Genomic DNA, 22,952 nt, shown 5'->3' on the forward strand with positions numbered 1-22,952 from the left:
GCGATTCGGCGCCCGCGCTAGTCGCGGGTGCGCGCCAGGACGTAGTTCTCGAGCACGTGCTCGGCGATCGCCATCGAGGAGGTGGCAGCTGGAGAGGGGGCGTTGCGCAGCAGCGTGACCGGCCCGACCTGGTCGACCGCGAAGTCGTCGAGGAGGGTGCCGTCGCGGCCCCAGGCCTGGGCGCGCACGCCGGCGGCGGTCTTGCTGGTGAGGTCGCTCATCCGCAGCTCGGGGATGAACCGGCGGGCCTTGCGGTAGTAGAGGGGCTTGACCAGGGAGCCGCTGATCTCGTCGAGGCCCATCCGCCAGTGCTGTCTGGCCAGGGCGCCCGCACCGGGCCAGCGCAGGGACTCCCAGGTGTCCCGGGGCGAGACGGTCAGCCAGGTGTACCCCTCCCGGGCCAGGGCCGGCACCGCGTTGGGCCCCACGTGCACGTCGTCGTAGACGCCGCGGGTGAAGTGCACGCCGAGGAAGGGGAACCGCGGGTCGGGCACCGGGTAGATCATGCCGCGCACGAGGTCGGTGCGCGCCGGGTCCAGCGCCCAGTACTCGCCGCGGAAGGGCAGAATCTTGGGCGACGGGTCCGCGCCGACCAGACGGGCGACCACGTCGGATTGCAGCCCGGCGCAGGCGATCACCCGGTCGACGACATGCTCGGACTCCCGGGTGCGCACGCGCACTGTCGCTCCCTCGAGCTGCAGCGCCACCACCTCGTGTCCGGTGAGGATGCTGCCGCCGTTGCTGCGAACATCCGTGGCCATGGCCTCGGTGATCGCGCCGTAGTCCACGGCCGCGGTCTGCGGCGAGTGCACGGCGGCGACCCCCGCCACGTGTGGTTCGATCTCGCGGAGCCGCGCGCCGCCGTCGAGACGGATGAGGCCCGGCACCCCATTGGCGTGCGCCCGCCGTTCAATCTCGGCGAGGGCCGGCAGCTCGCTTTCGTCGACGGCGACGACGAGTTTGCCGACCTCGCGGTAGGGCAGGTTCTTCTCGGCGCAGTAGTCGCGGATGCTGGTGCGGCCCGCGGCGCACAGCCGGGCCTTGAGGCTGCCCGGCTGGTAGTACAGGCCGGCGTGCACCACGCCGGAGTTGCGTCCGGTCTGGTGCGCGGCGAGTCGGTCCTCTTTCTCGAAGACCGTGACGCCGCCGAGTCCGCGCAGGGCCAGGGCCCGCGCCAGGGCCACCCCTACGATGCCGCCGCCGATGATCGCGATGCGTTCGCCCATAGCCATCCGTTCTCAGGTGCCCGTGACGGATCATCGGTTCGACGAACCCCCGCACGGTGGCATCCTGCCCCGGCCGGGCGGCCCGGGCAATGCCCGGCTAGACGGACCCGTTCATCAGGACCGGCGGCGGCCAGCTCCCGCCCCTGCCACCCCTCGCGAAAGCGGCCTAACGGCTATCTCACCAGGTTGAAGGAACCACACGGCCGCTCTCGCGAGATGTCGCCGTCCCTCCCACGCTCCCCTCTCTCGCGAAAGCGGCGAAATGGCTACCTCAGCGCGCTGAAGCGACCACACGACCGCTCTCGCGGAATACCGGGTGGAGGCTGGGGATAACTTCGGCACGGCAACACGCTCACGGCGCATCCTCTGGGGATGAAACGGCGCACAGAGATACCGCGAGCGCTGCAAGGGCGCGCATTCAGCCATCAGGAAGGGCTGTCCGAGGGTATGACACGGGCGCGTATGCGTGGTGACGACCTGGCGCGGCCGTACCACGGCATCCGTGTGGTGCCGTCTGACTCGACCGACCCGCTCGCCCGTATCCGCTCGTACCTGCCCCATCTCAGCGGGGAACAGTTCTTCAGCCACACCAGCGCTGCTCTCATCCACAATATGCCGCTGCCGTTGCGCCTCGCCCAGGATCCACGCGTGCACGTCTCGACTCACATCGCATCATCGAGGCACGCCGGCCGCGGCGTCGTGGGGCATCAGGTACAGCGCGACCGGGTTCGCGTCGTCGTCGTGACCGGGATGCAGGTGACCTCCCCGGTCGATACATGGTGTCAGCTATCCACAATGTTGTCATTGGACGCCCTGATCGAAGCGGGAGATGCTCTGGTACGTCGGAAGCGGCCGCTGGCGACCATGGATGAGCTGCGCGCTGGCGTGTTGCGGTACACCGGGCAACGTGGGGCGAAGAAGCTGCGCGAGGCCTTCGAGTCTGTGCGGCCCCGGACGGATTCAGCCAAGGAGACGGCGACCAGGTTGGTGATCGTGCGGGCAGGGCTACCCGAACCGGAGGTGAACGGTGAGATTTTCGACAGGCTGGGCCGCAAGATCGCGACCGGGGACCTCGTGTTTCGCAAGTACAAGGTGCTCGTGGAGTACGACGGCGAGCAGCACCGCACCGACGAGGAGCAGTATCACTGGGACGTGGACCGTCTTGATGCGATCATGGAGGCCGGCTGGCGCGTCATCCGCATCAATAAATCGCATCTGAGGATGTCGCCTTCGCCGGCCCTGCGGAAGATCACCACGGCCCTCGCCGCAGCGGGGTGGAGCCCATGACCCGCGGCGGGGATCGCGAGAGCGGCGAAACGGTGACCTCACGCAGCTGAGGCAGCCATATGGCCGCTTTCGCGAAAACGACAGTCCACGAGAGCGGCGAAACGGCGACCTCAGCCGGCTGAGGCAGCCATTTGGCCGCTTTCGCGAGACGTAACGACAGCGAGGGGGCGAGCAGGGTGGGGTTAGGCGGGGAGGGAGAAGGGGGCGCCCACCAGGGCCTCGGTGCGGGCGAAGAGGCGGTCGGCGATGCCGCGGTCGAGCGAGGTGCGTGTGGGGCGCTGCAGGGTCGGAGTGCCGCGGGTGAGGAAACGGGGGCCGTAGTACTGGCCGCCGACGGCAGCGGGATCGATCGCCGCCCGCACGGTCGGCCAGGCACCGGCATCCTTGCCCTGGGCGCCGATGAAGCCCTGCAGGGTGTCGACGAACCGCTTGGCACGGCTGACCTCGTTGACGCCGCGGATGCCGGGCGTGAGCCCCGAAATCGAGTAGCCGGGGTGGGACACCAGGCTCTGCACCCCGGTCGGGCCATCGAGGCCGGCCGCGTGCAGCCGCCGGTCAAGCTCGAAACCGAACACCTGCATCGCGATCTTGGACTGCGCGTAAGCCTTCCAGCCGTTGTAGGTGACCTCCAGCTGAAGATCGTCGAGTGAGGAGTCCATCAGCCGGGAGATCATCGACCCGAGCGACACCACCCGGCTGCCGGGGGTGCGCTGCAGCACGGGCAGAACCAGGCTGGTGAGCAAGAAATGGCCGGTGTAATTCGTGGCGAGCACCAGCTCGGTGCCGTCCAGGCTCACCGAACGGTCGGTGGGCGGGTGCACGATGCCGGCGTTGAGGATGAGGCCGTGCAGCTGCGGAAGGTCGAGCATCCGCTCTGCTGCCCGGCGCACCGAGGTGAGGTCGGCGACGTCCAGCTCGAGGGTTGAGACGGATGCGCCGGGAACGCGCCCGCGGATCGCGGCGACGGCCGCGGCCGCCTTGGCCGGGTTGCGGCAGGCCAGCACCACGTGGGCGCCGGCACGCGCGAGTTGCTCGCTCGTGAAGTAGCCCAGGCCGGCGTTGGCGCCCGTGACCACGATGGTGCGGCCGGTTTGATCGGGCAGCGCCCGCGGGTTCCAGGTCACGCGGCGGGGCCGGCGGAGCCCTGACCGGCGCCCGGGGCCGATGCGTCCGGCGCATCGGCCGGCGCATCGCCGGTCGGAGCGCTGACGGCGGCGTCGCCGGAAACGGTGCCCGCGCCAGTGTTGCCCGCCGACCGAACGCCGCTCGAGGTGTCGCCGGCGATCTTCTCGTGGTGGTGGATGACCTCGGCGATGATGAAGTTGAGGAACTTCTCGGCGAACGCCGGGTCGAGCCTGGCGTCTTCGGCCAGGCCGCGCAGGCGCTGGATCTGCAGGAACTCCCGAGCCGGGTCCGCCGGCGGCAGGCCGTGCTCGGCCTTCAGCCGCCCCACGCTCTGGGTGAACTTGAACCGCTCTGCCAACAGGTGGATGAGTGCGGCATCGATGTTGTCGATGCTCTGGCGAATGCCCTGCAACTCATTGATCGCATCCTGTCCCGCGCCGGCGGGCAATTCCTCGTTTACAGCCATGTCCTTACGATATTGCACCGGCCCGGATGCCCGCTCCGGGCTCGCCCGTCGCGGCTTGTTGCCTGAGGTTCATGGCGGGGCGGTCAGGCGGGGCGGGGTGCCCGCAGGGGCAGGCGCACGCGCTTCTGGGTGAGCAGGATACCCATCAGGACCAGGAGCGCTCCGAGCGGTTCGTGCCAGGAGAAGGTCTCGGCCAGGATGAGCACGCCGAGCAGCACACCCACGACGGGTGTGACGTAGGTGACCGTGGAGGTCGTGGTGGGGCCCCAGGCGCGCAGCACGTTGATGTGCCAGATGTAGGCCAAGCCGGTGCCGAGGGCGCCGAGGGTGACCAGGCTCAGCACGATCGGGGTGGTCAGTGCTACCGGCTGCCAGGCCAGGACCGGCGTGAACAGCAGCATCGCCGCACCGGCCAAGCCGATGTTGAGGAACGCGAAGGTGGTGCCGGCGATGGGCCGACCGCTGAGGTGCTTGCGGGTGTAGCCGAAGGTGAAGCCGTAGCAGAGCGCCGCACCGAGGCAGGCGAGCTGGCCCCAGAGGTCGCCGGTGAGCGCGGTGTACTGCCAGGGCGCGATGATGACGACCACACCAATGATGCCGACGAGCACGCCGACGATCTGGTCGCGGGCGAGCTTCTCGACCCGGAAGACCGCGGTGACCATGACGGCGGTCATGATGGGTGTCACGGCGTTGTAAATGCTGGCCAGGCTCGACGAGACGTATTGCTCGGCCCAGGCGAAGAGCAGGTGCGGGATGAAGCATCCGGTGAACGCGATGACCAGGAAGTGCAGCCAGACCACGCCCTCCCGTGGCAGCACCGGGCCGTTGTTGATGCGCGGGCGGGTGATCAGCACGATCAGGCCCAGCGTGAGGCCACCGAGCACGAGGCGCGACCAGGCCACCTGGCCGAAACTCACGCCCTCGAGGGCGATCTTCATGAACAGGAAGCTGGCACCCCAGACGACGCCCATGCCCAGGAATTGCAGGGCGACCAGGGGCCTTCGGGTAGTCGTAACATCACTCACCTGCCGACCCTAGCCCACCGGTGTGCCGCGCCCACCCCGTGCCGGTGCGGGCCCGAGGGTGATGTCCGAAATTCGCGGGCGAATGGCCGGAATCAGGCGGGGGTGACGCGGCGGCGGGGAGCGCGCGGGTTGCTGTATTCGACCGATGTGCCGGCGAAACCCTCGAGGCGTTTCTGCAGCCCGGCCTGCACGACGGGCCACTCGTCGGCAAGCACCGAGTAGACGGCGGTGTCGCGCCAGGAGCCATCCGCCCGGCGCTGTACGCGCCGGTTGATGCCCTCGAATTGCGCGCCGATGCCCAGAATCGCGGCCCGGGATCGGGAGTTGAGCACGTCGGCCTGGATCTTGACGCGGCCGAAGCCGTGCTCGAACGCGGCTCCGAGCATGAGCAGCTTGGTCTCGGGGTTCACCGCGGTTCCCCACACCTGCGGGGCATAGGCGGTCCAGCCCAGGTGCAGCGCCTCGTTGGGCAGGTCGATGTCGCCCAGGGTGGAGGTGCCCACCAGGTCGCCCGCATGCGGACCGGACACCACGCGCACGGCGTAGGGCAGCGCATCCCACTGGTAGTACTTCGACGCGAACGCCACGAACTCGTCGAGGTCGGCGGGCAGTCCGTGCGGGCCGCCACCGTAACCGCCGGCGAAGACCGCCGGATGCGCGATGGCACGATGCAGCTCCGGCAGGTGCGCGTGGCTGAGCCGCTCCAGGCACACGAAACGCCCCGTGAGCACGTGCTCGTCAGGCCGCTGGGCACTCACGGGCGTTCTCCCTTCGCCGAACCGTGAGTCAAGCCCCGAAAACTCGAGTTTTCGGGGCTTTGCTCACAGGTCGCGAGTTAGTCGATGAGGTCGTGGCGGGTGAGGATCGCTTCGCGGTCGGGGCCGACGCCGATGGCGGAGATGCGGGCGCCGCTCATGGCCTCGAGCGCGAGGACGTAGTCCTGGGCGTTCTTCGGGAGGTCCTCGAAGCGGCGCACCATGGTGATGTCCTCGGTCCAGCCGGGGAATTCCTCATAGACGGGCTTGGCGTGGTGGAAGTCGGACTGCGAGACCGGCACCTCGTCGTAGCGCACGCCGTCGACCTCGTAGGCGACGCAGACCGGGATGGTCTCCAAGCCCGTGAGCACGTCGAGCTTGGTGAGCACGAAGTCGGTGACACCGTTGATGCGCGCCGTGTAGCGGGCGATCGGGGCGTCGTACCAGCCACAGCGGCGCGGGCGGCCGGTGGTGGTGCCGAACTCGAAGCCCTTGGCGCGCAGGAACTCGCCGGACTCGTCGAACAGCTCGGTGGGGAACGGGCCGGCGCCGACGCGGGTCGTGTACGCCTTGACGACCGCGATGATGCGGTCGATGCGGTTCGGGCCGATGCCGGAACCGGTCACCGCGCCACCCGAGGTGGCGTTGGACGACGTGACGAACGGGTAGGTGCCGTGGTCGACATCCAGCATGGTGGCCTGGCCGCCCTCGAACAGAACGGTCTTGCCGTCAACGAGCGCCTCGTGCAGCAGCAGCGCGGTGTCGGCGACCATGGGGCGCAGGCGCTCGGCGTAGCTGAGCAGGTCGTCGACGATCTCGTCGACGGTGATGGCGCGGCGGTTGTACACCTTGACCAGCATGTGGTTCTTCTGGCCGAGCGCGCCCTCCACCTTCTGGCGCAGGATGTTCTCGTCGAACAGGTCCTGGATGCGGATACCGACCCGGTTGATCTTGTCGGCGTAGGTCGGGCCGATGCCGCGGCCGGTGGTGCCGATCTGGCGCTTGCCCAGGAACCGCTCGGTGACCTTGTCCATGGTGCGGTGGTACTGGGTGATCACGTGCGCGTTGGCGCTGACGCGCAGCTTGGACACGTCGACACCGCGGGAGCTGAGCGCGTCGAGCTCCTCGAAGAGCACCTCGATGTCGACGACGACACCGTTGGCGATGATCGGGGTGACGCCAGGCGTGAGGATGCCCGAGGGCAGCAGGTGCAGAGCATACTTCTCGGTGCCGACGACCACGGTGTGGCCGGCGTTGTTGCCGCCGTTGAACTTGACGACGTAGTCGACCCGGCTGCCGAGCAGGTCGGTGGCCTTGCCCTTACCCTCGTCGCCCCACTGGGCGCCGATCAGAACGATGGCTGGCATAGCTTAGTTTTCTCCTTGGATAAAGAAGGCAGCGGTCGGCGGGGCCGGGTCCTCGCCTGGTGAAACGGCGGGCGGGGCCGCCGGGAACTTCTGGGAGTCGTCCGACTCGGAGCGCAGCAGCGGGATGACGGTGGCGTCGGCCCCATTCAGGAACTCGGTGAGGCGTTCGAACTCGTCGGTCTCGCCGATCTCGGCCGCGGCGCGGCGGAGGGCGAACAGGGCGCGGAGCACCCCGCGGTTGGGTGCGTGCGACCACGGGATCGGGCCCTGGCCGCGCCAGCCCGCCTTGCGCAGCGCGTCGAGGCCGCGGTGGTAGCCCACCCGGGCATACGCGTAGGCCTCGAGCAGTCGGCCCTGAGAGTGGGTCACGTCCGCGAGGGCTGCCCACGCCAGTGACGACTTCGGATGCGCCGCCACAACGGTTGCAATATCTTGCATTCCGGTTCGGCTGAGCGCCTCAGTCACCTCCGGTTCCGCGGGTAGGAGGGTCTCGGGCTGGTCAAGCAGATTTGCGCCGGTCACACTGAATCCTACCAAGACGGCGCCGAACCGTGAGTTAAGCACGCCTCCAGGGCGTTTCTGGGTGCTTTGCTCCAGTTCGCGGAACTGGGGACGGTGGGGGCCGGCTGCCTAGTGGGTGGCGGGCACCAGGCGGCCGGAGAAGGTGCATAGGACGGCGGCGACCACCTCGGCCTGCGGGCGTTCCTCGTCGAAGAGCAGCCATTCCAGCCCGGCCATGAGGGTGGCGCCGAACACACTGCTGGCCATGAGCGCCGAGGCACCGACCGCGGATGCCTCCGGCAGCGCTTCGGTGATGGCGACCTCGAACTCGGCGAGCGCGTCGTGCCGGAAGGTGAACGAGGCCTCCCGCCAGGCCCGGTCGGTGCGGAAGATATCGCCGGCGATGATCTTGGCCAGGGCGGTGTTGCGCGCGATGCTTCCGAGGAGTGTGGTGACGAGGGCCTCGATGGCGCTCCAGCCTTCCACGCCGGTGCGGGCCTCGCGCAGGACCTCGGTGAGCGCGGCCATGCCCTCGCCGAGCAGTCCCTCGAAGAGCTTGTCCTTGGACGCGAAGTTGTAATAGAGACTGCCCTTGGCCACGCCGGCACGTTCGGCGACGTCGTCCATGGTGGTTCCACTGATGCCGCGCTCGGCCGCGATCTCGAGCGCCGCGTCGAGAATCGCCCGCTTGGTGCCGGTCATCCGAACCATGGTCCCACCCCTTGAAATTTGTACTGACTAGTCAGTATAGTGGGATTCGGCCCCGCTGCAATGGAGCATGCCGCCCGGACAGACATCCGGCTACCGGGTGCCGCCCCACCTCGAAGAAGGCTCCAGCATGCGCATCACCCTGACCAACGTCACCAAGGGTCCGAAGGACTCGGCTCTCCCCCTCACCTCACTCGAATTCGAGTCCGGCGCCGTCACTCTCGCCCAGGCCGAAACCGAACGTCGTCCCACGGTGCTCGGGCTCATCGCCTCCGGCCGGATGCGACCGGATGCCGGAACCGTCACTCTCGACGGCCACACCGACTACGCGGGCCTCCGCCGCCACATCGCCCTGATCGACGCGCTCGGCGTCTCCGAGCCCGCGCCGGACGTGACCGTGGCCGAGGTGGTGTCGGAGGAGCTGATGTTCGCCGGCCGGGTGGGCCACCGCCGTGCCGTGGCCCAGCTACTGAGCGAACTCGGCCTCGCCGACCAGGCCAGGGCCAACATGGCCGACCTCGCCCCAGACTCCCGCATCCACCTGCTCACCGAACTGGCCGTACTGCGGGATGACGTGCAGGGCATCGTGCTCACCTCCCCCGACCGGCACGGCGGCGATCCACTCGGCTGGTGGCAACTCGCCGGCGACCTCGCCGTACGCGGCTACGCCGTTCTCGTCATCGCCGGCGACGCGTCGGCCCACGCCATCAACGCCCTTGACCGCTCCGGAGCCGAACTGTGAAGATCTTCGCCATGATCCGCGCCGAACTGGCGCGCCTGACCGCCACCACCATGTCCCGGGTAGCCCTCGTGGCCCTGATGCTCGTGCCCGTGCTCTACGGCGGCCTATACCTGTGGGCCAACCAGGACCCGTACGCAGGCCTGGACCGCGTGCCGGTCGCCCTGGTGGTGGCCGACACCGGCACCGAGGCCGACGGCACGACCACCAACTACGGGTCGGATGTCGCCGAGCAGCTCATCGACGACGGCACCTTCGACTGGCACAAAGTGACCGCCGACACCGCCCAGGCCGGCGTCGCCGACGCCACCTACGACTTCAGCGTCACGATCCCCGCCGACTTTTCCAGCTCGATCGCTTCCTCGTCGACCGACTCACCACACCAGGCCACCATCACCCTCACCACGAACGACACCAACAGCTACCTCGCGTCCACGATCGGCAGCCAGGCGGCGCAGAGCATCCGGGACGCCATCGTGGCCCGGGTGAACGAGCAGGCCGCCGACCAGTTGCTCATCGGGCTTTCCGACATCCGCTCGAGCCTGGTCGACGCGGCCGACGGCGCGGGCCAGCTGACGGATGGCGCGGGCACCGCGGCCGACGGCGGCACCAGCCTGGCCGATGGCGCGAGCCAGCTCGCCGACGGTACCGGCCAGCTGGCCACGGGCGCCGGCAGCCTGGCCGATGGCACCGGGCAGGTCGCCGACGGGGCCAGCAAGGTGGCCGACGGGACGGGCCAGGTGGCCTCGGGCGCCGATGCCCTGGCCACGGGCGCGGGCACCCTGAGCACGGGCGCCGGCAGCCTGGCCTCCGGCACGGCGCAGGTCGCCACCGGCGCCGACTCGCTCGCGACGGCGACCGGCCAGGTGGCCGACGGCACCGCCGCGCTCTCGCAGGGCGCCGCATCCCTCGCTGACGGCACGGGCAAAGTCTCGGCCGGAGCCGCCCAGGTGGCCGCCGCCGCCCAGAAGGTGGCCGATGGCACAGCGGCGCTGAACACGGCCGCGCAGCAAGCGTCCGCCGGCGTCGCCGGGGCCGGAGCGGTCTACACCGCCGCGCAGACCGCCCTGGCCGACCAGCTCACCGCCGACGGCCTGAGCCCCGCCCAGATCGACGAGGCGCTGGCGACCCTGACCCCGATCGGCGGCACCCTCACCCAGAGCGGAGCCGCCCTCACCCAGGCGGGCACCGCCATCGCGACACTGTCGACCGGCACCACCCAGCTGGCCGCCGGAGCCGCCGCGACCGCCACCGGCGCCCAGCAGAGCGCCGACGGGGCCACAACCCTGGCCACCGGCGCGGCCACCGCCTCGGCCGGAGCACGCAAGACGGCCGACGGCGCCGCCACCCTCGCCACCGGAGCCCACCAGAGCGCCGACGGCGCCAGCGCCCTCGCCACCGGGGCCGGCCAAGCAGCGAGCGGCGCGGCCACCCTGGCCGCCGGCGCGGACCAGACCGCCGCGGGAGCCGCCACCCTGAGTTCCGGGGCGACCTCCGCCGCCGACGGCGCTGCGGCTCTGAGCACCGGAGCCAGCTCGGCGAAGACCGGTGCGGACAGCCTCGCCACCGGAGCATCCTCGCTCAGCGACGGGCTGCTCGGCCTCAAGACCGGCGCGGGCACCCTCCGCGACGGGCTGACCAACGGTGTCAACAGCATCCCCGACACGGATGCCGCCACCCGCGACCTGCAGGGCTCCACCATCGCCGACCCGGTCGACCTGCAGAAGGCGGCCGTGACTTCCGCCGGCACCTACGGCGCCGGGCTCGCCCCGTTCTTTGCCAGCCTGGCCGGCTGGATCGGGATCTACGCCCTGTTCCTGATCGTAAAGCCGGTCTCCCGCCGCGCCATCACGGCGCTGCACTCGCCGCTGAAGATCACCCTCGCCGGCTGGCTCACCCCGGGCATCCTGGGGCTGCTGCAGATGGCGGCACTGTTCGGGATCCTCACCGGCGTGCTGCACTTCGAGGTGCACAACCCCGTGGGCACCTACGCAATGATGGGTCTGGCCGCGATGACGTTCGCAGCGATCATCCTCGCGCTGAACGTCTGGCTGGGCAGCGTGGGCCAGTTCGTCGGCCTCGTGCTCATGGTGATCCAGCTCGTCACCGCCGGCGGCACCTTCCCGTGGCAAACCCTGCCGGCTCCCCTGGCGTTCCTGCACCACGTGATGCCGATGAGCTACGCGGTCGACGGCATCCGTCAGCTGATGTACGGCGGCAACCCGGCCACCGCGCTGAACGACGCCGGCGTGCTGCTGCTCTGGCTGACCGGCGCGCTCGTGCTGGCCGCGATCGGCGTGGTGCGGATGACGCACTTCCGTACCCTGCGCGACCTCAAGCCCAGCCTGATCGGCTGACCGGAACGGCCGCCGACCCGCTCGATGCGGGGCGGCGGCCGTGGCCGTGCCCCACAACCGTTGACCACGACCGGCCCAGCAAATCGAACACATGTACTATTGAGTACATGGCACAGATCGAGGGCGAGCATCGATGACGGCCGGCCCGATTCTCCATGCCGACGCCGACTCGTTCTTCGCATCTGTCGCGTTGCGCTCCCGACCGGAACTCGCCGCGCAGCCCGTCGCCGTGGTGGCCCACGTGTACATCGCCAGCGCCACCTATCCGGCTCGCGCTCGCGGAGTGCGCGCCGGGATGCTGGCCCAGGATGCGCTTCGGCAGTGTCCGGAGCTGATGCTGATCGATGTGCCCCGGGCCGAGATCGAGGAGGTGGGAGACGCCCTCTTCGACATCTTCCACAACTCGGCCGTCGCCGTGGAGCCCGGCTCCATCGAGGAAGCCTTCCTCGACGTGGGCGCGGCCGATCAGGCCGGCGCCGTGGAGGCCGGGCAGGTTCTGCGCCGACGGGTGGCCCGCGAACTCGGCATCCCGATCAGCGTGGGTGTGGGCCGCACCAAGCTCATGGCCAAGCTGGCCTCCCGCCGGGCCAAGCCCGACGGGCTCTTCGTGATCGACGTCGCAGAAGAAACGGTTCTGCGCACGACCCTGCCCCTCAGCGAAGTCTGGGGCATCGGCGCCACCACTCTGGCGCGGCTCCACCGGATCGGGGTGATCCGGCTCGGCGACGTGGACGGCATTCCGCAGAACGAGCTGCAGCACGTCTGCGGCACAGCCATGGCCCGCCGGTTGTGGCGCATCCGCGAGGGCACCGACGATGCCGTGGTGCGACCTGTCGAGGCGCGCACCTCCCTCACTGCGGAGGGATCGACAGCCGGCTACGACCGGCCCGACAAGACCCCGACCGAACTGGTGCAGGCCTGCGTCGACCGGCTCTGCAAGCGCGCGGAGCGGGCCGGGCTCGCGGGGACGGGAATCACGCTGACCCTGCGCCCAGAGCTCGGTGGCAAGGCGATCGTGCTCAAGCGCACGCTGATGGCGGCGACGACCGGCCGGGACACCTGGCTGGCCGTGGCTGGCGATTTGCTCGCGGGCGAGCGGGTGCCCCGGCTGGCCGGGCTGCGGGTTTCCCTGACCGGTCTACTCCCCCTCGACCGGGTGCAGCACACCCTGTTCTGACGCGGGTCTGCGGTCGCCATCACGGGCAGAGTCACCAGGTCTCGACAGGCTCGACCGACGACCGGGGAACGAACCGCGGGGCGGGTCGCGAGGTCTCGACGGGCTCGACCGACGGGATGGCCGGGCCCGCAGGACAGGTCGCGTGCTCGACCGACGACCGGGGAACGAACCGCAGGGCGGGTCGCGAGGTCTCGACGGGCTCGACCGACGGACGGGAACCAACCACAGGACGGGTCGCGAGGTCTCGACGGGCTCGACCGACGGACGGGAACGAACCACAGGACCTGTCGCGGGGTCTCGACAAGCTCGACCGACGGACGGGAACGAACCACAGGACGGGTCGCGGGGTCTCGACAGGGTCGACCGACGGGATGGCGGGGCCGAGGGAATGCCGGGAGCCACGGGTGCGGGCGCCGCGGGTGTTAGACGGCGGCGATCACCGCGGCGGCCACGGCGGGTGCGACGCGGTCGTCGAACGGGCTCGGCACGATGAAATCGGCGGCCAGGTCGTCACCGACCAGGTCGGCGATGGCCGTGGCGGCGGCGATCTTCATGGCGGTGGTGATCCGGCGGGCGCCGGCATCCAGCGCACCCCGGAAGATGCCGGGGAACGCCAGAACGTTGTTGATCTGGTTGGGATAATCGCTGCGTCCCGTGGCGACGATCGTGGCGTAGCGGGCGGCCACCTCGGGCTCCACTTCCGGTTCGGGGTTGGACAGCGCGAAGATCATGGCGTCGTCCGACATCGTGGCGAGCAGCTGTTCGTCGACCGTGCTGGAGGAGACGCCGATGAAGACGTCCGCGCCCACCAGCGCCTCGGCCGGGCCGCCGTGGATCTGGTGCGGGTTGGACCTCAGCGCGAACCGGGCCTTGACGCCCAACAGGTCGAACCGGCGATTGCTCAGGATGCCCTTCGAGTCCAGCACCAGCACGTCTTCGATCCCCACCTCCAGCAGGAGGGCGGCGATGGCGATGCCCGCGGCGCCCGCTCCGGAGACGACAACCCGGAGACCACGGAGGTCGCGGCCCAACACCTTGGCACCGTTGGTGATCGCCGCGAGCACCACGACGGCCGTGCCGTGTTGGTCGTCATGCATCACGGGCATGTCGAGGGCCTCGATCAGCTTGGCCTCGAGCTCGAAGCAGCGCGGGGCCGACACGTCTTCGAGGTTCACGGCGCCGAAGCTGTGGCGCAGTCGCACCAGGGTCTCGACGATCTCGTCGACATCGGTGGTGTCGAGCACCAGTGGGATCGAGTTGAGCCCGGCGAAGCGCTGGAACAGCGCCGACTTGCCCTCCATCACGGGCAGAGCAGCCGCCGGGCCGATGTCGCCCAGGCCCAGCACCGCGGTGCCGTCGCTGACGACGGCGACGAGACGGCTCGCCCAGGTGTGCGACGCGGCGACGGCGGCATCCGCGTGGATGGCCCGGCTGACCTCGGCGACGCCGGGCGTGTAGACGACGGCCAGGTCGCGCGCGGTGTCGATGGGGCGGGCCAGCTCGATGCGCAGCTTGCCGCCCTCGTGGGCAGCGAAGATCTCGTCGGTGCTCACCCGGCGGCTGACGTCGGCGCCGGGGACGGTGGGCGGAGCGGACAGGGTGAGGGACATGGCACGGGCCTTCGCGGTCGAGGGGGAAGCCGCACACTCGCAGGACATCCCGAGACCGGCCTGGAATCAGGCTACGGCCACCGCGGCCCGAACGACCGGGACCATAGACCTAGTCGACGGTCCGGATGCATCCGCCGGCGCCGGCTGTGACGGCGAGTTGCCGTGAAGTGCCCCCTTGCGGGCGCTCAGGGGGCACTTCGGCCGAAGTCGATGACGGGCGCGGCGCCGAGGTGCGCCGAAATGCCCCCTCGCGCGCTGCGAAGGGGCATTGTGGCGCATGTCGGCGAGCCGGACGAGCGGGGCCCGCCGCGGCATCCGCTAGCGGGGCTCTGGTTCCTTCCGCGCGTCGTCGGAGCGGTTGTCCGCGGGCGCAGCAGCGCTCGCGCCCGAACCCGTGTGGCCGTGGTGGGCGGCTTCGAGCGCCTCGGCCTCGGCTCCGCCGACCGCCTCGCCGCGCGCGACCATGCCGGCCACATCGGAGAGCGGGATCTGCTTGAGCACGAGCGCCAGGATGAACGCGATGCCGATGAACGGCAGCAGGTACCAGAACACCGGAGCCAGCGCATCCGCGTACGCCGCCACAACGCCGTCACGCACGGCGTCGGGCAGGGCGTTGAGCGTCTGCGGGTCGATGCTGGCGGTGGCGTTGGCGGCATCCGTCGCGTTCGCGCCGGCGCCGGCGAAGACCTCGGTGAGGTTGGCGGTGAGACGGGTGGTGAAGATGGTGCCGAACACGGCCACACCGAGCGCCGCCCCGACCTCGCGGAAGTAGTTGTTCGTGCTCGTCGCGGTGCCGATCATCGACGGCGCGACCGAGTTCTGCGAGACCAGCACGACGACCTGCATGATCAGGCCGAGGCCGGCGCCGAAGACGAACAGGTAGACGCAGATCAGCCAGATCGGCGTCTCGGCGGCCAGCGTGGTCATGGCGACCATGGCCAGCGCGGTGAGGATCGTGCCGAGGATCGGGAACATCTTGTACTTGCCGGTCTTGGTGATGGCGATGCCCGAGATGATCGAGGTGCCGATCAGGCCCACCATCATCGGCAGCATGAGCAGGCCGGATGCCGCGGCGGAGGTGCCCGAGGACATCTGCAGGAAGGTCGGCACGAAGCCGATCGCCGAGAACATGCCCAGCCCCAGGGTGAGGCCGATCGCGGTGGCGTTGATGAAGGTGGGGTTGCGGAACAGCGACAGCGGGATGATCGGGTCCTTGGCGCGGGCCTCGACGAGCACGAAGAGCAGCGCGGCCACGACGAGACCGGCACCGAAGAGCCAGGTCTCGATGGCGTCCCAGCCGTGGGCGGAGTCGCCGCCGAAGTCGGTGAAGAAGATCAGGCAGGTCGTGAACGCGGACAGGAACACCACGCCGAGGATGTCGATGGGCTGGGTGGCCTTCTTGCTCGGCAGTCGCAGGGTGAACCAGGCGATCGCGAAGGCGATGATGCCCACGGGGATGTTGATGTAGAACGCCCACTGCCAGGTGAGGTGGTCAACGAAGAAGCCGCCGAGCAGGGGTCCGCCGACGGCGGAGAGGCCGAACACGGCGCCCAGCGGGCCGAGGTACTTGCCGCGCTCGGAGGCCGGCACGATGTCGGCGATGATCGCTTGGGAGAGGATCATCAGGCCACCGCCACCGAGACCCTGTACGGCGCGCCAGGCCACCAGCTGGGTGAAGTCGCCCGCGAAGGCACAGCCCACCGAGGCGAGCGTGAACAGGGCGATGGCGATGAGGAACAGGTTGCGCCGGCCGAGCACGTCACCGAACTTGCCGTAGACCGGCATCACGATGGTGGTCGCGAGCAGGTAGGCCGTGGTCAGCCAGACCTGGTGCTCCACGCCGCCGAGCTGGCCGACGATGGTGGGCATCGCCGTGGAGACGATGGTCTGGTCGAGGCTCGACAGGAGCATGCCGGCGATCAGGGCTCCGAAGATGATCCAGATTCGCCGCTTGGTGAGGAGCAGCGGCGCCTCGGAGGTGATGGTCACGAAATCTTGCCTTTCAGAGGGGGGTGGGCACGGCCAGGACGAGGCGCATGGCATCGAGCGAGGTGGTGAGGATGGTGGCGAAGTCGGTGTCGTTGGCCGGGTCGACCAGGGTCTCGGCGGATGCCTTCATGAGGGTGGCCAGGATGCTCACGATCGCGACGGCACGCGGATCGTCGACGCCGACGCCCTGCCGTTCGGCGATGAGCCCGCGCATCTGGCGGTCGCGGTCCCGCGTCATGCCGATGAAGCGGGCCAGCAGACGCGGCTCGCGCTCCAGGGCCGCCATGAGGTCGGTGTGCTCCCGGGGATCCATGGCGTTGGACTCGACGTGCTCGATGGCGAGGTCGATGAGGTCGGTGAGCACCTGGGGCCAGGTGCCGGCACCGCGGGCCAGGAACCGCTCGGCGAAGCTGCGGTACTCGTCGTCGGGGTTGGCGCCGATGACGGCGTCTTCCTTGCTGGCGAAATAGTTGAAGAAGGTGCGGCGTGAGACTCCGACGGAGTCGCAGACCTCCTCGATGGTGAAGCCCGCCAGGCCGCGCTCGGCCGTGAAACGGCGGGACACGGAGGTGAGGCCGGCGGCGGTTTGGCGCATCCGTTTCTCGACGCGCGTTGGCGTTGCACTCTCAGACATAGAGTGCAGCTTTGCACTTTCTATAGTGAAGTGCAAGTCCTTGCGGAGTGTCCCGCGGCCGGACGCCCGTCCGGGCGCGTCACCCGGGTCTAGACGGGCGACTCCTGATGCGCCGCGATGGACCAGCCGCCGTTGTTCTCGTCGAAGAGATAGGTCGTGGACGTCTGCAGCTCGGTGACCGTGTCGCCCCGCCAGGCGAGCGACCGGTAGACCAGCACGCCGGCGTGCTCGCCGACCCGGATCACGGCCGGATCGTGCAGTTCGTAGCGGTCGAGGGGACCGGCGGCGGCCAGGGCTGCGCGCACGTGATCCCGGTCCACCACCTGGCCCGGGAGGATGAGCAGGGCGTCACCGGTCATGGTGCGTTGGTAGTAGTCGCCGCCCTTACCCGCGAGGATGGCGCGCCATCCGTCGTGGGCTTCGTGCAGGAGTCTGGCAGGGAGATCGTCGGTGATCACAGTCATGACCCCACGCTAGACCCGGTGGGGTGCGGATGGTCAGAATCTGTGCTGCAGAATCCAGGAGTGCATGGTCACGGCCGCCGCCGCGGAGGCGTTGATCGAGCGCGTCGAGCCGAACTGGCTGATCTCCACCATGGCGTCTCCGGCGGCGACGGCCTCCGGTGAGAGGCCGGGGCCTTCCTGTCCGAAGAGCATCACACAGCGCTCGGGGAAGCGATAAGTCTCCATGATCACGCTGCCGGGCATGTTGTCGATGGCGATGATGGGCAGGGACTCCGAGCGCGCCCACTCGACGAACGCCGCCACATCCGGATGGTGCATGACGTGCTGGTAGCGGTCGGTCACCATCGCGCCGCGCTTGTTCCAGCGCTTGCGCCCCACGATGTGCACGGTGTCGGCGCCGAACGCGTTGGCGCTGCGCACGATGGAGCCGATGTTCATGTCGTGCTGCCAGTTCTCAATGGCCACGTGGAACGGGTTGCGCTTCTCATCGAGGTCCGCGACGATCGCCGCCATCTTCCAGTAGCGGTAGCGGTCGATCACGTTGCGGGTGTCGCCCCGCTCGAGCAGTTCGGGATCGTAGTACGGCTCGTCCGGCCACTCGCCGATCCACGGGCCGACCCCGTAGGTGGACAGCTCTGGCGTGGGGTTCAACGGTTCTGGCACCCGACCACCGTATCCCGGCTGGGCGGCCGCCAACGCGGGGCCGTCGACCGCGACTGGCGGCGCATACTCAGCTTCCGCCCATTTCGCGTTCGCTAGCCTTGTGCGCAGGGTGCTCATTGCCGGCCCGACAGGTGCGAGTTCGCGCCACAAGCCGGCACCATCCGATCGAGACCGTACTCATGACCCCGACCGGAAGGTATTTCCATGCAACCCACACTCTTCGGAATTGATTTCCTCGACTCCGAGTGGCTGATCGGCTGGTTCGGCTCCTTCGTGCTGCTCGGCGTGGCCGCCGTGGTCTTCGTGGAGACCGGGTTCATCGTGTTGTCGTTCCTGCCGGGCGACTCGCTGCTCTTCACCGTGGGGCTGCTCACCGCAACCGGGGACATCCCGTTCCCCATCTTCGTGACCTGCGCAATCATCTTCGTCGCGGCGTTCGCGGGCGACCAGCTGGCGTACGGCATCGGCCGCAAGGCCGGACCCGCGGTGTTCGCCCGCGAGCAGAACCGCTTCTTCAACCCCAAGAACGTGGAACGCACCAACGCGTTCTTCGCCAAGCACGGCGGCAAGGCCGTGATCATCGCCCGCTTCCTGCCCGTCTTCCGGGCCTTCGTGCCCCTCGCGGCCGGCGTGGGCAAGATGAGCTACCGCACCTTCGTCACCTTCAACCTGATCGGCGCCTTCGCCTGGGGCGTCGGCCTCACCATGGTGGGCTTCCTGCTCGGACAGATCGACTTCGTGGCCCGTTACTCGGAGTACTTCATCATCGGCATCGTGCTGCTCTCGGGCATCCCGATCCTCACCGAGCTCTACAAGGCCGGCCGGGAGAACCTGCGCACCCGGGGCAAGGCCGTCGTGCCCCCCGTGGAGATTCCGGAGGACGTGCGCGAGTAAAAGCGCCGGGGCCGCCGCCAGGCCGCACGGTGTGCGACGTGAGCCCCGGAATGGGGACTCACCTCCGACCCTGCTGCTCGGTACATTGAGAATCGGGCGCACTGGATCGGGCGAAGCGATCTCGGCGTCCGCTCTGCTCGGTACCGCCGAGCGCGCAACACACACGACCCGGGGGGCGTCGCGATGAAACAGGGAACGTGCACTCCTGCCTGCAACTCGGCGGCGCCGCCGCGCTCACGAAGCTGACTGATGGGCCGGTTCGTCTACAACTCGACGCTCAACATCCTGCTGGACGATGAGGAGCTCGGCCACCTGCAGGCCGTCATCGGCGCCAAGTTTCGCCTCCAGCAGTCGTTCTATTTCTCCTGGACCCGGCCGGCCAACACCGGCGAGTACCGCTCCACGATCTGGCTCACGCCGCACATCCCCCTGCAGTTCCACTACCGGCGGGCGCTCAGCGCCGCCCTGGACCGGGACCGGATCAACGACATGTACGCCCAGGCGAACAGCCCGGGTGGCCTGTTGCTGGTCATCGACCCCTGACACCTGGCGCCGGCCGGCACCACCATCAGTGGTGATCGATCAGCGCCGCACCCAACTCGCTGCGGAAATACAGCATGCTGTGGCCATAGCGGGTGGACGTGACCAGTCCCCCGTCGCGCAACGCGCGCAGATGCTGGTTGACGGCGGATGCCGACACCCCGAACCGCAGGCCGAGCTCGGTGGATGACGCCGGTTCGGCCAGTGCCAGGAGCAGGGCCGTGCGGGTTCGACCGAGGAGCGCCGAGACCGCGGCCACGGTGACGGGATTCTCCGTCTGCCACATCACGCCCTGACCGCGTGCGGAGTAGAGGATCAACGGCGGCTCGTCGAGCTCCGACGGTACCGACGCGCGGTTGGCGAACATGGTGGGCACGAGCGTGAGCCCTCGCCCCTCAGCGGCGACAACCCTCGTGGTCATCGCCCGCCGCCATGCCAACGCTGAGACCCTTGATCTTTCGGTGGCCCTAAAAAAGACGTAGGGTTTAGGCATGCCTCAAACTGACAGGTCCGCTTCCGCCGTCGCAGCCCCTGCCCCGCTGCCCGCCGTGCGCGGCGTCGGATCCACCCGGCTGCTCTGGCTGCTCGGCCCTGCCCTGGTCGCGGGGGTCGCCTACCTCGACCCGGGCAATGTGGCCAGCAATATGACCGCCGGCGCCCGCTACGGCTACCTGCTCGTGTGGGTGGTCGTGGCCGGAAACCTGATGGCCTGGCTGATCCAGTACCTCTCCGCCAAGCTCGGCATCGTCACCGGAACGAGCCTGCCGGAGGTGCTCGGTTTGCGGCTGCGCCGGCCCGCGGCCCGGCGGCTGTACTGGGTGCAGGCCGAGCTCGTGGCCATGGCCACCGACCTGGCCGAGATCATCGGCGGGGCCGTGGCACTGAACCTGCTCTTCGGGCTGCCGCTGCTGGCCGGCGGTGTGATCACCGGCGTGATCTCGATGATCGTGCTGACCGTGCAGACCCGGCGGGGCCCGCGCGTCTTCGAACGGGTGATCGTGGCGCTGCTGCTGATCATCACGGTGGGGTTCACGGCCGGCGTCTTCTTTTCACCGCCGGATGCCGGCGGTGTCGTCGCCGGGCTCGTTCCGCGCTTCGAGGGCACCGACTCGGTGCTGCTCGCGGCGTCGATCCTGGGCGCCACGATCATGCCGCACGCGATCTACGCGCATTCGGCGCTCACCCGGGACAGGTTCCCGATGCAGGAGGGCCCGGCTGCGACCCGACGGCTGCTCTGGGCGACCAAGTGGGATGTCTCGATCGCGATGCTCATCGCCGGCACCGTGAACCTCGCCATCCTGCTGCTCGCCGCCTCGGCCCTGCAGGGCGTGCCGGGCACCGACTCTCTCGAGGGCGCCTACCTGGCCCTGCAGAGCGGTCTGGGCCCGGTCGTCGCAACGGTGTTCGCCGTGGGCCTGCTGGCCTCCGGGCTGGCCTCCACCTCGGTTGGCGCGTACGCCGGCGCCGAGATCATGCACGGCCTGCTCAAGGTGCGGGTACCGCTGCTGCTGCGCCGCGTGGTCACCCTGATCCCGGCCCTGCTGATCCTCGGCGTGGGCTTCGACCCCACCCAGGCCCTCGTGCTCAGCCAGGTGGTGCTGTCGTTCGGCATCCCGTTCGCCCTGATCCCGCTGGTCTGGCTCACGGCGCAGCGGGGCCTGCTCGGCGACTTCACCAACCGCTGGTTCACCACGGCCGCAGGGGCCGTGGCTGCCGTGCTGCTTGTCGCACTCAACGCCGTGCTCCTGGTGCTGGTCTTCAGCGCCGGGTAAGACCGGGCCGATACCCTGAAGGCGCCATGAAACCCCCCACTGCAGCCGCCGAGGACTACCTCAAGACCATCTACGCCCACACCGAGTGGCAGGCGGAGCCGATCACGCCCAAGGCCCTGGCCACCCGGCTGGGCATCGCGCCGTCGTCGGTGACCGAGATGGTCAAGAAACTGGCCGCGGACGGCCTGATCTCCCATGTGCCCTACGGACCGCTCACTCTCACCCCGGCCGGCCGGTTGCAGGCGACCGCGGTGGTGCGCCGGCACCGCCTGATCGAAACCTGGCTGGTGCGGGAGCTCGGCTACACCTGGGACGAGGTGCACGACGAGGCCGAGGTGCTCGAGCACGCCATCTCCGACCGTCTCCTCGAGGCCATCGACACCCACCTGGGCCACCCCACGGCCGACCCGCACGGGGACCTCATCCCCGCCGCGGACGGTTCGACGACCCCGGTGCCCGCGGTCGTTCTCGCTGAGGCCGCACCCGGCCACTCCGGAACCGTGCTGCGGGTCAGCGATCGCGATCCGGCCATCCTGCGCGCCCTGGCGGATGCCGGCATCGTGCCGGGCAGCCTGCTGCACGTCGTCGATGCGGCCACCGTGCGGCTGCCCGCCGGCGGGCTGCATCCTCTCGCCCCCGACGCGGCCGGAGCCATCTGGCTCACCAGCTGAGCGCCTGCTGGGCGTCCATGCTGAGAGCACCCCGCCGAACGCCCTTGGGACCTCGCCCGATAGTCTGAGAGGGCGGCGTCACAGAGACGGCCGACCGCACCTCCCCCACACGAAGGAGCCCGCCATGAGAACGCGTGACGAGATCGAATGCTGGCTCACCGACATGGACGGAGTCCTGGTGCACGAGAACCAGGCCCTGCCCGGTGCTGCCGAACTGCTGCAGCAGTGGACCGATGCGGGCACTCCGTTCCTGGTGCTCACCAACAACTCCATCTTCACCCCGCGTGACCTGTCTGCGCGGCTGCGCTCCTCCGGCCTCAATGTTCCCGAGGAACGCATCTGGACCTCGGCGCTGGCCACCGCCGACTTCCTCAAACAGCAGAGCCCCGGCGGCACGGCCTTCGTTATCGGCGAGGTGGGGCTCACCACCGCGCTGCACGAGGCCGGCTTCATCATGACCGAGACCAACCCGGACTACGTGGTGGTGGGCGAGACCCGCAACTACTCGTTCGAGGCCATCACCAAGGCCATCCGCCTGCTGCTCAAGGGCGCCCGGTTCATCGTGACCAACCCGGATGCGACCGGTCCCAGTGCCGAGGGGCCGATGCCGGCCACGGGCGCCATCGCCGCCCTCATCACGAAGGCCACCGGCATGGAGCCCTACGTGGTGGGCAAGCCCAACCCGATGATGTTCCGCTCGGCGATGAACCGCATCGGCGCACACTCGGAGAACACCGGCATGATCGGCGACCGGATGGACACCGACATCGTGGCCGGTATCGAGGCCGGGCTGCACACCGTGCTCGTGCTCACCGGCATCAGCGATGACTCGGAGATCGCCCGCTACCCGTTCCGCCCCGACGAGATCCTCGACGGCGTGCACCAGCTGCTCGCCCGGGAACCCATCGAGTCCGACCAGATCTGAGCGCACCGCCTCGATACGACTCAAGCCGGGCCCCTGGGCCCGGCTTGAGTATTTTGT

General features: G+C 69.4%; 22 protein-coding genes and 1 pseudogene. 9 read left to right on the forward strand and 14 right to left on the reverse strand.

Annotation, left to right across the window (positions count from 1 at the left end):
• Positions 1-17: 17 nt before the first annotated feature.
• Positions 18-1,226 (reverse strand): L-2-hydroxyglutarate oxidase, encoded by a 1,209-nt coding sequence (lhgO, locus tag PA27867_RS16305; RefSeq protein ID WP_066598118.1) that lies wholly within the window; start codon positions 1,224-1,226, stop codon positions 18-20.
• A gap of 372 nt (positions 1,227-1,598) precedes the next feature.
• On the opposite strand from lhgO, the gene PA27867_RS16310 reads away from it, so the two are divergent.
• Entirely contained in the window at positions 1,599-2,513 is a 915-nt protein-coding gene (locus PA27867_RS16310) for an endonuclease domain-containing protein (RefSeq protein WP_084021243.1), read from the forward strand.
• A 182-nt stretch (positions 2,514-2,695) separates the two neighbouring features.
• Here PA27867_RS16310 and PA27867_RS16315 read toward each other — a convergent pair whose 3' ends face one another.
• The 7 genes and pseudogenes from PA27867_RS16315 to PA27867_RS16345 form a co-directional block, all read right to left on the reverse strand.
• Positions 2,696-3,637: an SDR family NAD(P)-dependent oxidoreductase gene (locus tag PA27867_RS16315; RefSeq protein ID WP_066598122.1), complete on the reverse strand. Its 942-nt coding sequence runs from the start codon at positions 3,635-3,637 to the stop codon at positions 2,696-2,698.
• A gap of 149 nt (positions 3,638-3,786) precedes the next feature.
• Positions 3,787-4,104: pseudogene (locus tag PA27867_RS16320) on the reverse strand (chorismate mutase); the annotation flags it as partial.
• A gap of 83 nt (positions 4,105-4,187) precedes the next feature.
• Positions 4,188-5,129: a DMT family transporter gene (locus PA27867_RS16325; protein WP_335582768.1), complete on the reverse strand. Its 942-nt coding sequence runs from the start codon at positions 5,127-5,129 to the stop codon at positions 4,188-4,190.
• 92 nt (positions 5,130-5,221) lie between these two features.
• Complete coding sequence (locus tag PA27867_RS16330; RefSeq protein WP_066598132.1) at positions 5,222-5,887, reverse strand: GNAT family N-acetyltransferase; 666 nt, start codon at positions 5,885-5,887, stop codon at positions 5,222-5,224.
• Positions 5,888-5,964: 77 nt separating this feature from the next.
• On the reverse strand, positions 5,965-7,251 hold the full coding sequence (locus PA27867_RS16335; protein WP_066598134.1) for an adenylosuccinate synthase: 1,287 nt from the start codon (positions 7,249-7,251) through the stop codon (positions 5,965-5,967).
• 3 nt (positions 7,252-7,254) lie between these two features.
• The gene (locus PA27867_RS16340) at positions 7,255-7,815 is read right to left on the reverse strand and encodes a DUF3151 domain-containing protein (RefSeq protein ID WP_335582769.1); all 561 of its coding nucleotides are present in this window, start codon (positions 7,813-7,815) and stop codon (positions 7,255-7,257) included.
• Between the two features lie 66 nt (positions 7,816-7,881).
• Positions 7,882-8,454, reverse strand: a complete 573-nt coding sequence (locus PA27867_RS16345; RefSeq protein ID WP_167550860.1) for a TetR/AcrR family transcriptional regulator — start codon at positions 8,452-8,454, stop codon at positions 7,882-7,884.
• 76 nt (positions 8,455-8,530) lie between these two features.
• Here PA27867_RS16345 and PA27867_RS16350 point away from each other — a divergent pair, with 76 nt between their 5' ends.
• The 3 genes from PA27867_RS16350 to PA27867_RS16360 all read left to right on the forward strand — a co-directional run bounded on the left by PA27867_RS16350 (position 8,531) and on the right by PA27867_RS16360 (position 12,733).
• Complete coding sequence (locus PA27867_RS16350; protein WP_236900745.1) at positions 8,531-9,202, forward strand: hypothetical protein; 672 nt, start codon at positions 8,531-8,533, stop codon at positions 9,200-9,202.
• Complete coding sequence (locus PA27867_RS16355; protein WP_066598136.1) at positions 9,199-11,556, forward strand: YhgE/Pip domain-containing protein; 2,358 nt, start codon at positions 9,199-9,201, stop codon at positions 11,554-11,556. The genes PA27867_RS16350 and PA27867_RS16355 overlap by 4 nt, the downstream gene beginning before the upstream one ends.
• Positions 11,557-11,689: 133 nt before the next feature.
• Entirely contained in the window at positions 11,690-12,733 is a 1,044-nt protein-coding gene (locus tag PA27867_RS16360; protein WP_066598137.1) for a hypothetical protein, read from the forward strand.
• Positions 12,734-13,155: 422 nt separating this feature from the next.
• Here PA27867_RS16360 and PA27867_RS16365 read toward each other — a convergent pair whose 3' ends face one another.
• From PA27867_RS16365 to PA27867_RS16385, 5 genes are all read right to left on the reverse strand, one after another.
• Positions 13,156-14,343, reverse strand: a complete 1,188-nt coding sequence (locus PA27867_RS16365; RefSeq protein WP_066598138.1) for an NAD(P)-dependent malic enzyme — start codon at positions 14,341-14,343, stop codon at positions 13,156-13,158.
• A 318-nt stretch (positions 14,344-14,661) separates the two neighbouring features.
• Positions 14,662-16,332, reverse strand: a complete 1,671-nt coding sequence (locus PA27867_RS16370) for an MDR family MFS transporter (RefSeq protein WP_066598139.1) — start codon at positions 16,330-16,332, stop codon at positions 14,662-14,664.
• Positions 16,333-16,345: 13 nt separating this feature from the next.
• Positions 16,346-16,966: a TetR/AcrR family transcriptional regulator gene (locus PA27867_RS16375; protein ID WP_084021246.1), complete on the reverse strand. Its 621-nt coding sequence runs from the start codon at positions 16,964-16,966 to the stop codon at positions 16,346-16,348.
• Between the two features lie 89 nt (positions 16,967-17,055).
• Positions 17,056-17,430: a DUF4440 domain-containing protein gene (locus PA27867_RS16380; RefSeq protein ID WP_066598143.1), complete on the reverse strand. Its 375-nt coding sequence runs from the start codon at positions 17,428-17,430 to the stop codon at positions 17,056-17,058.
• Positions 17,431-17,463: 33 nt separating this feature from the next.
• The gene (locus tag PA27867_RS16385; protein ID WP_066598145.1) at positions 17,464-18,093 is read right to left on the reverse strand and encodes a TrmH family RNA methyltransferase; all 630 of its coding nucleotides are present in this window, start codon (positions 18,091-18,093) and stop codon (positions 17,464-17,466) included.
• A gap of 204 nt (positions 18,094-18,297) precedes the next feature.
• Here PA27867_RS16385 and PA27867_RS16390 point away from each other — a divergent pair, with 204 nt between their 5' ends.
• Both PA27867_RS16390 and PA27867_RS16395 read left to right on the forward strand, forming a co-directional pair.
• Positions 18,298-18,987 carry a DedA family protein gene (locus tag PA27867_RS16390; RefSeq protein WP_066598147.1) on the forward strand — a complete coding sequence of 230 codons (690 nt, stop codon included), beginning with the start codon at positions 18,298-18,300 and terminating at the stop codon, positions 18,985-18,987.
• 249 nt (positions 18,988-19,236) lie between these two features.
• Positions 19,237-19,530 carry a hypothetical protein gene (locus PA27867_RS16395; protein ID WP_066598149.1) on the forward strand — a complete coding sequence of 98 codons (294 nt, stop codon included), beginning with the start codon at positions 19,237-19,239 and terminating at the stop codon, positions 19,528-19,530.
• A gap of 25 nt (positions 19,531-19,555) precedes the next feature.
• Here the strand turns inward: PA27867_RS16395 and PA27867_RS16400 are convergent, their stop codons facing one another.
• Entirely contained in the window at positions 19,556-19,948 is a 393-nt protein-coding gene (locus PA27867_RS16400) for an ArsR/SmtB family transcription factor (RefSeq protein WP_236900746.1), read from the reverse strand.
• 70 nt (positions 19,949-20,018) lie between these two features.
• On the opposite strand from PA27867_RS16400, the gene PA27867_RS16405 reads away from it, so the two are divergent.
• The 3 genes from PA27867_RS16405 to PA27867_RS16415 all read left to right on the forward strand — a co-directional run bounded on the left by PA27867_RS16405 (position 20,019) and on the right by PA27867_RS16415 (position 22,895).
• Entirely contained in the window at positions 20,019-21,299 is a 1,281-nt protein-coding gene (locus PA27867_RS16405; RefSeq protein WP_084021248.1) for an Nramp family divalent metal transporter, read from the forward strand.
• A gap of 26 nt (positions 21,300-21,325) precedes the next feature.
• A complete protein-coding gene (locus PA27867_RS16410; protein ID WP_066598152.1) occupies positions 21,326-21,970 on the forward strand; it encodes a metal-dependent transcriptional regulator in 645 nt (214 codons plus the stop codon).
• 124 nt (positions 21,971-22,094) lie between these two features.
• Positions 22,095-22,895, forward strand: a complete 801-nt coding sequence (locus tag PA27867_RS16415; protein WP_066598154.1) for an HAD-IIA family hydrolase — start codon at positions 22,095-22,097, stop codon at positions 22,893-22,895.
• The last annotated feature ends 57 nt before the right edge of the window (positions 22,896-22,952 follow it).

This window comes from Cryobacterium arcticum, assembly GCF_001679725.1.
In the GTDB taxonomy this organism is placed as follows: Bacteria; Actinomycetota; Actinomycetes; order Actinomycetales; family Microbacteriaceae; genus Cryobacterium; species Cryobacterium arcticum_A.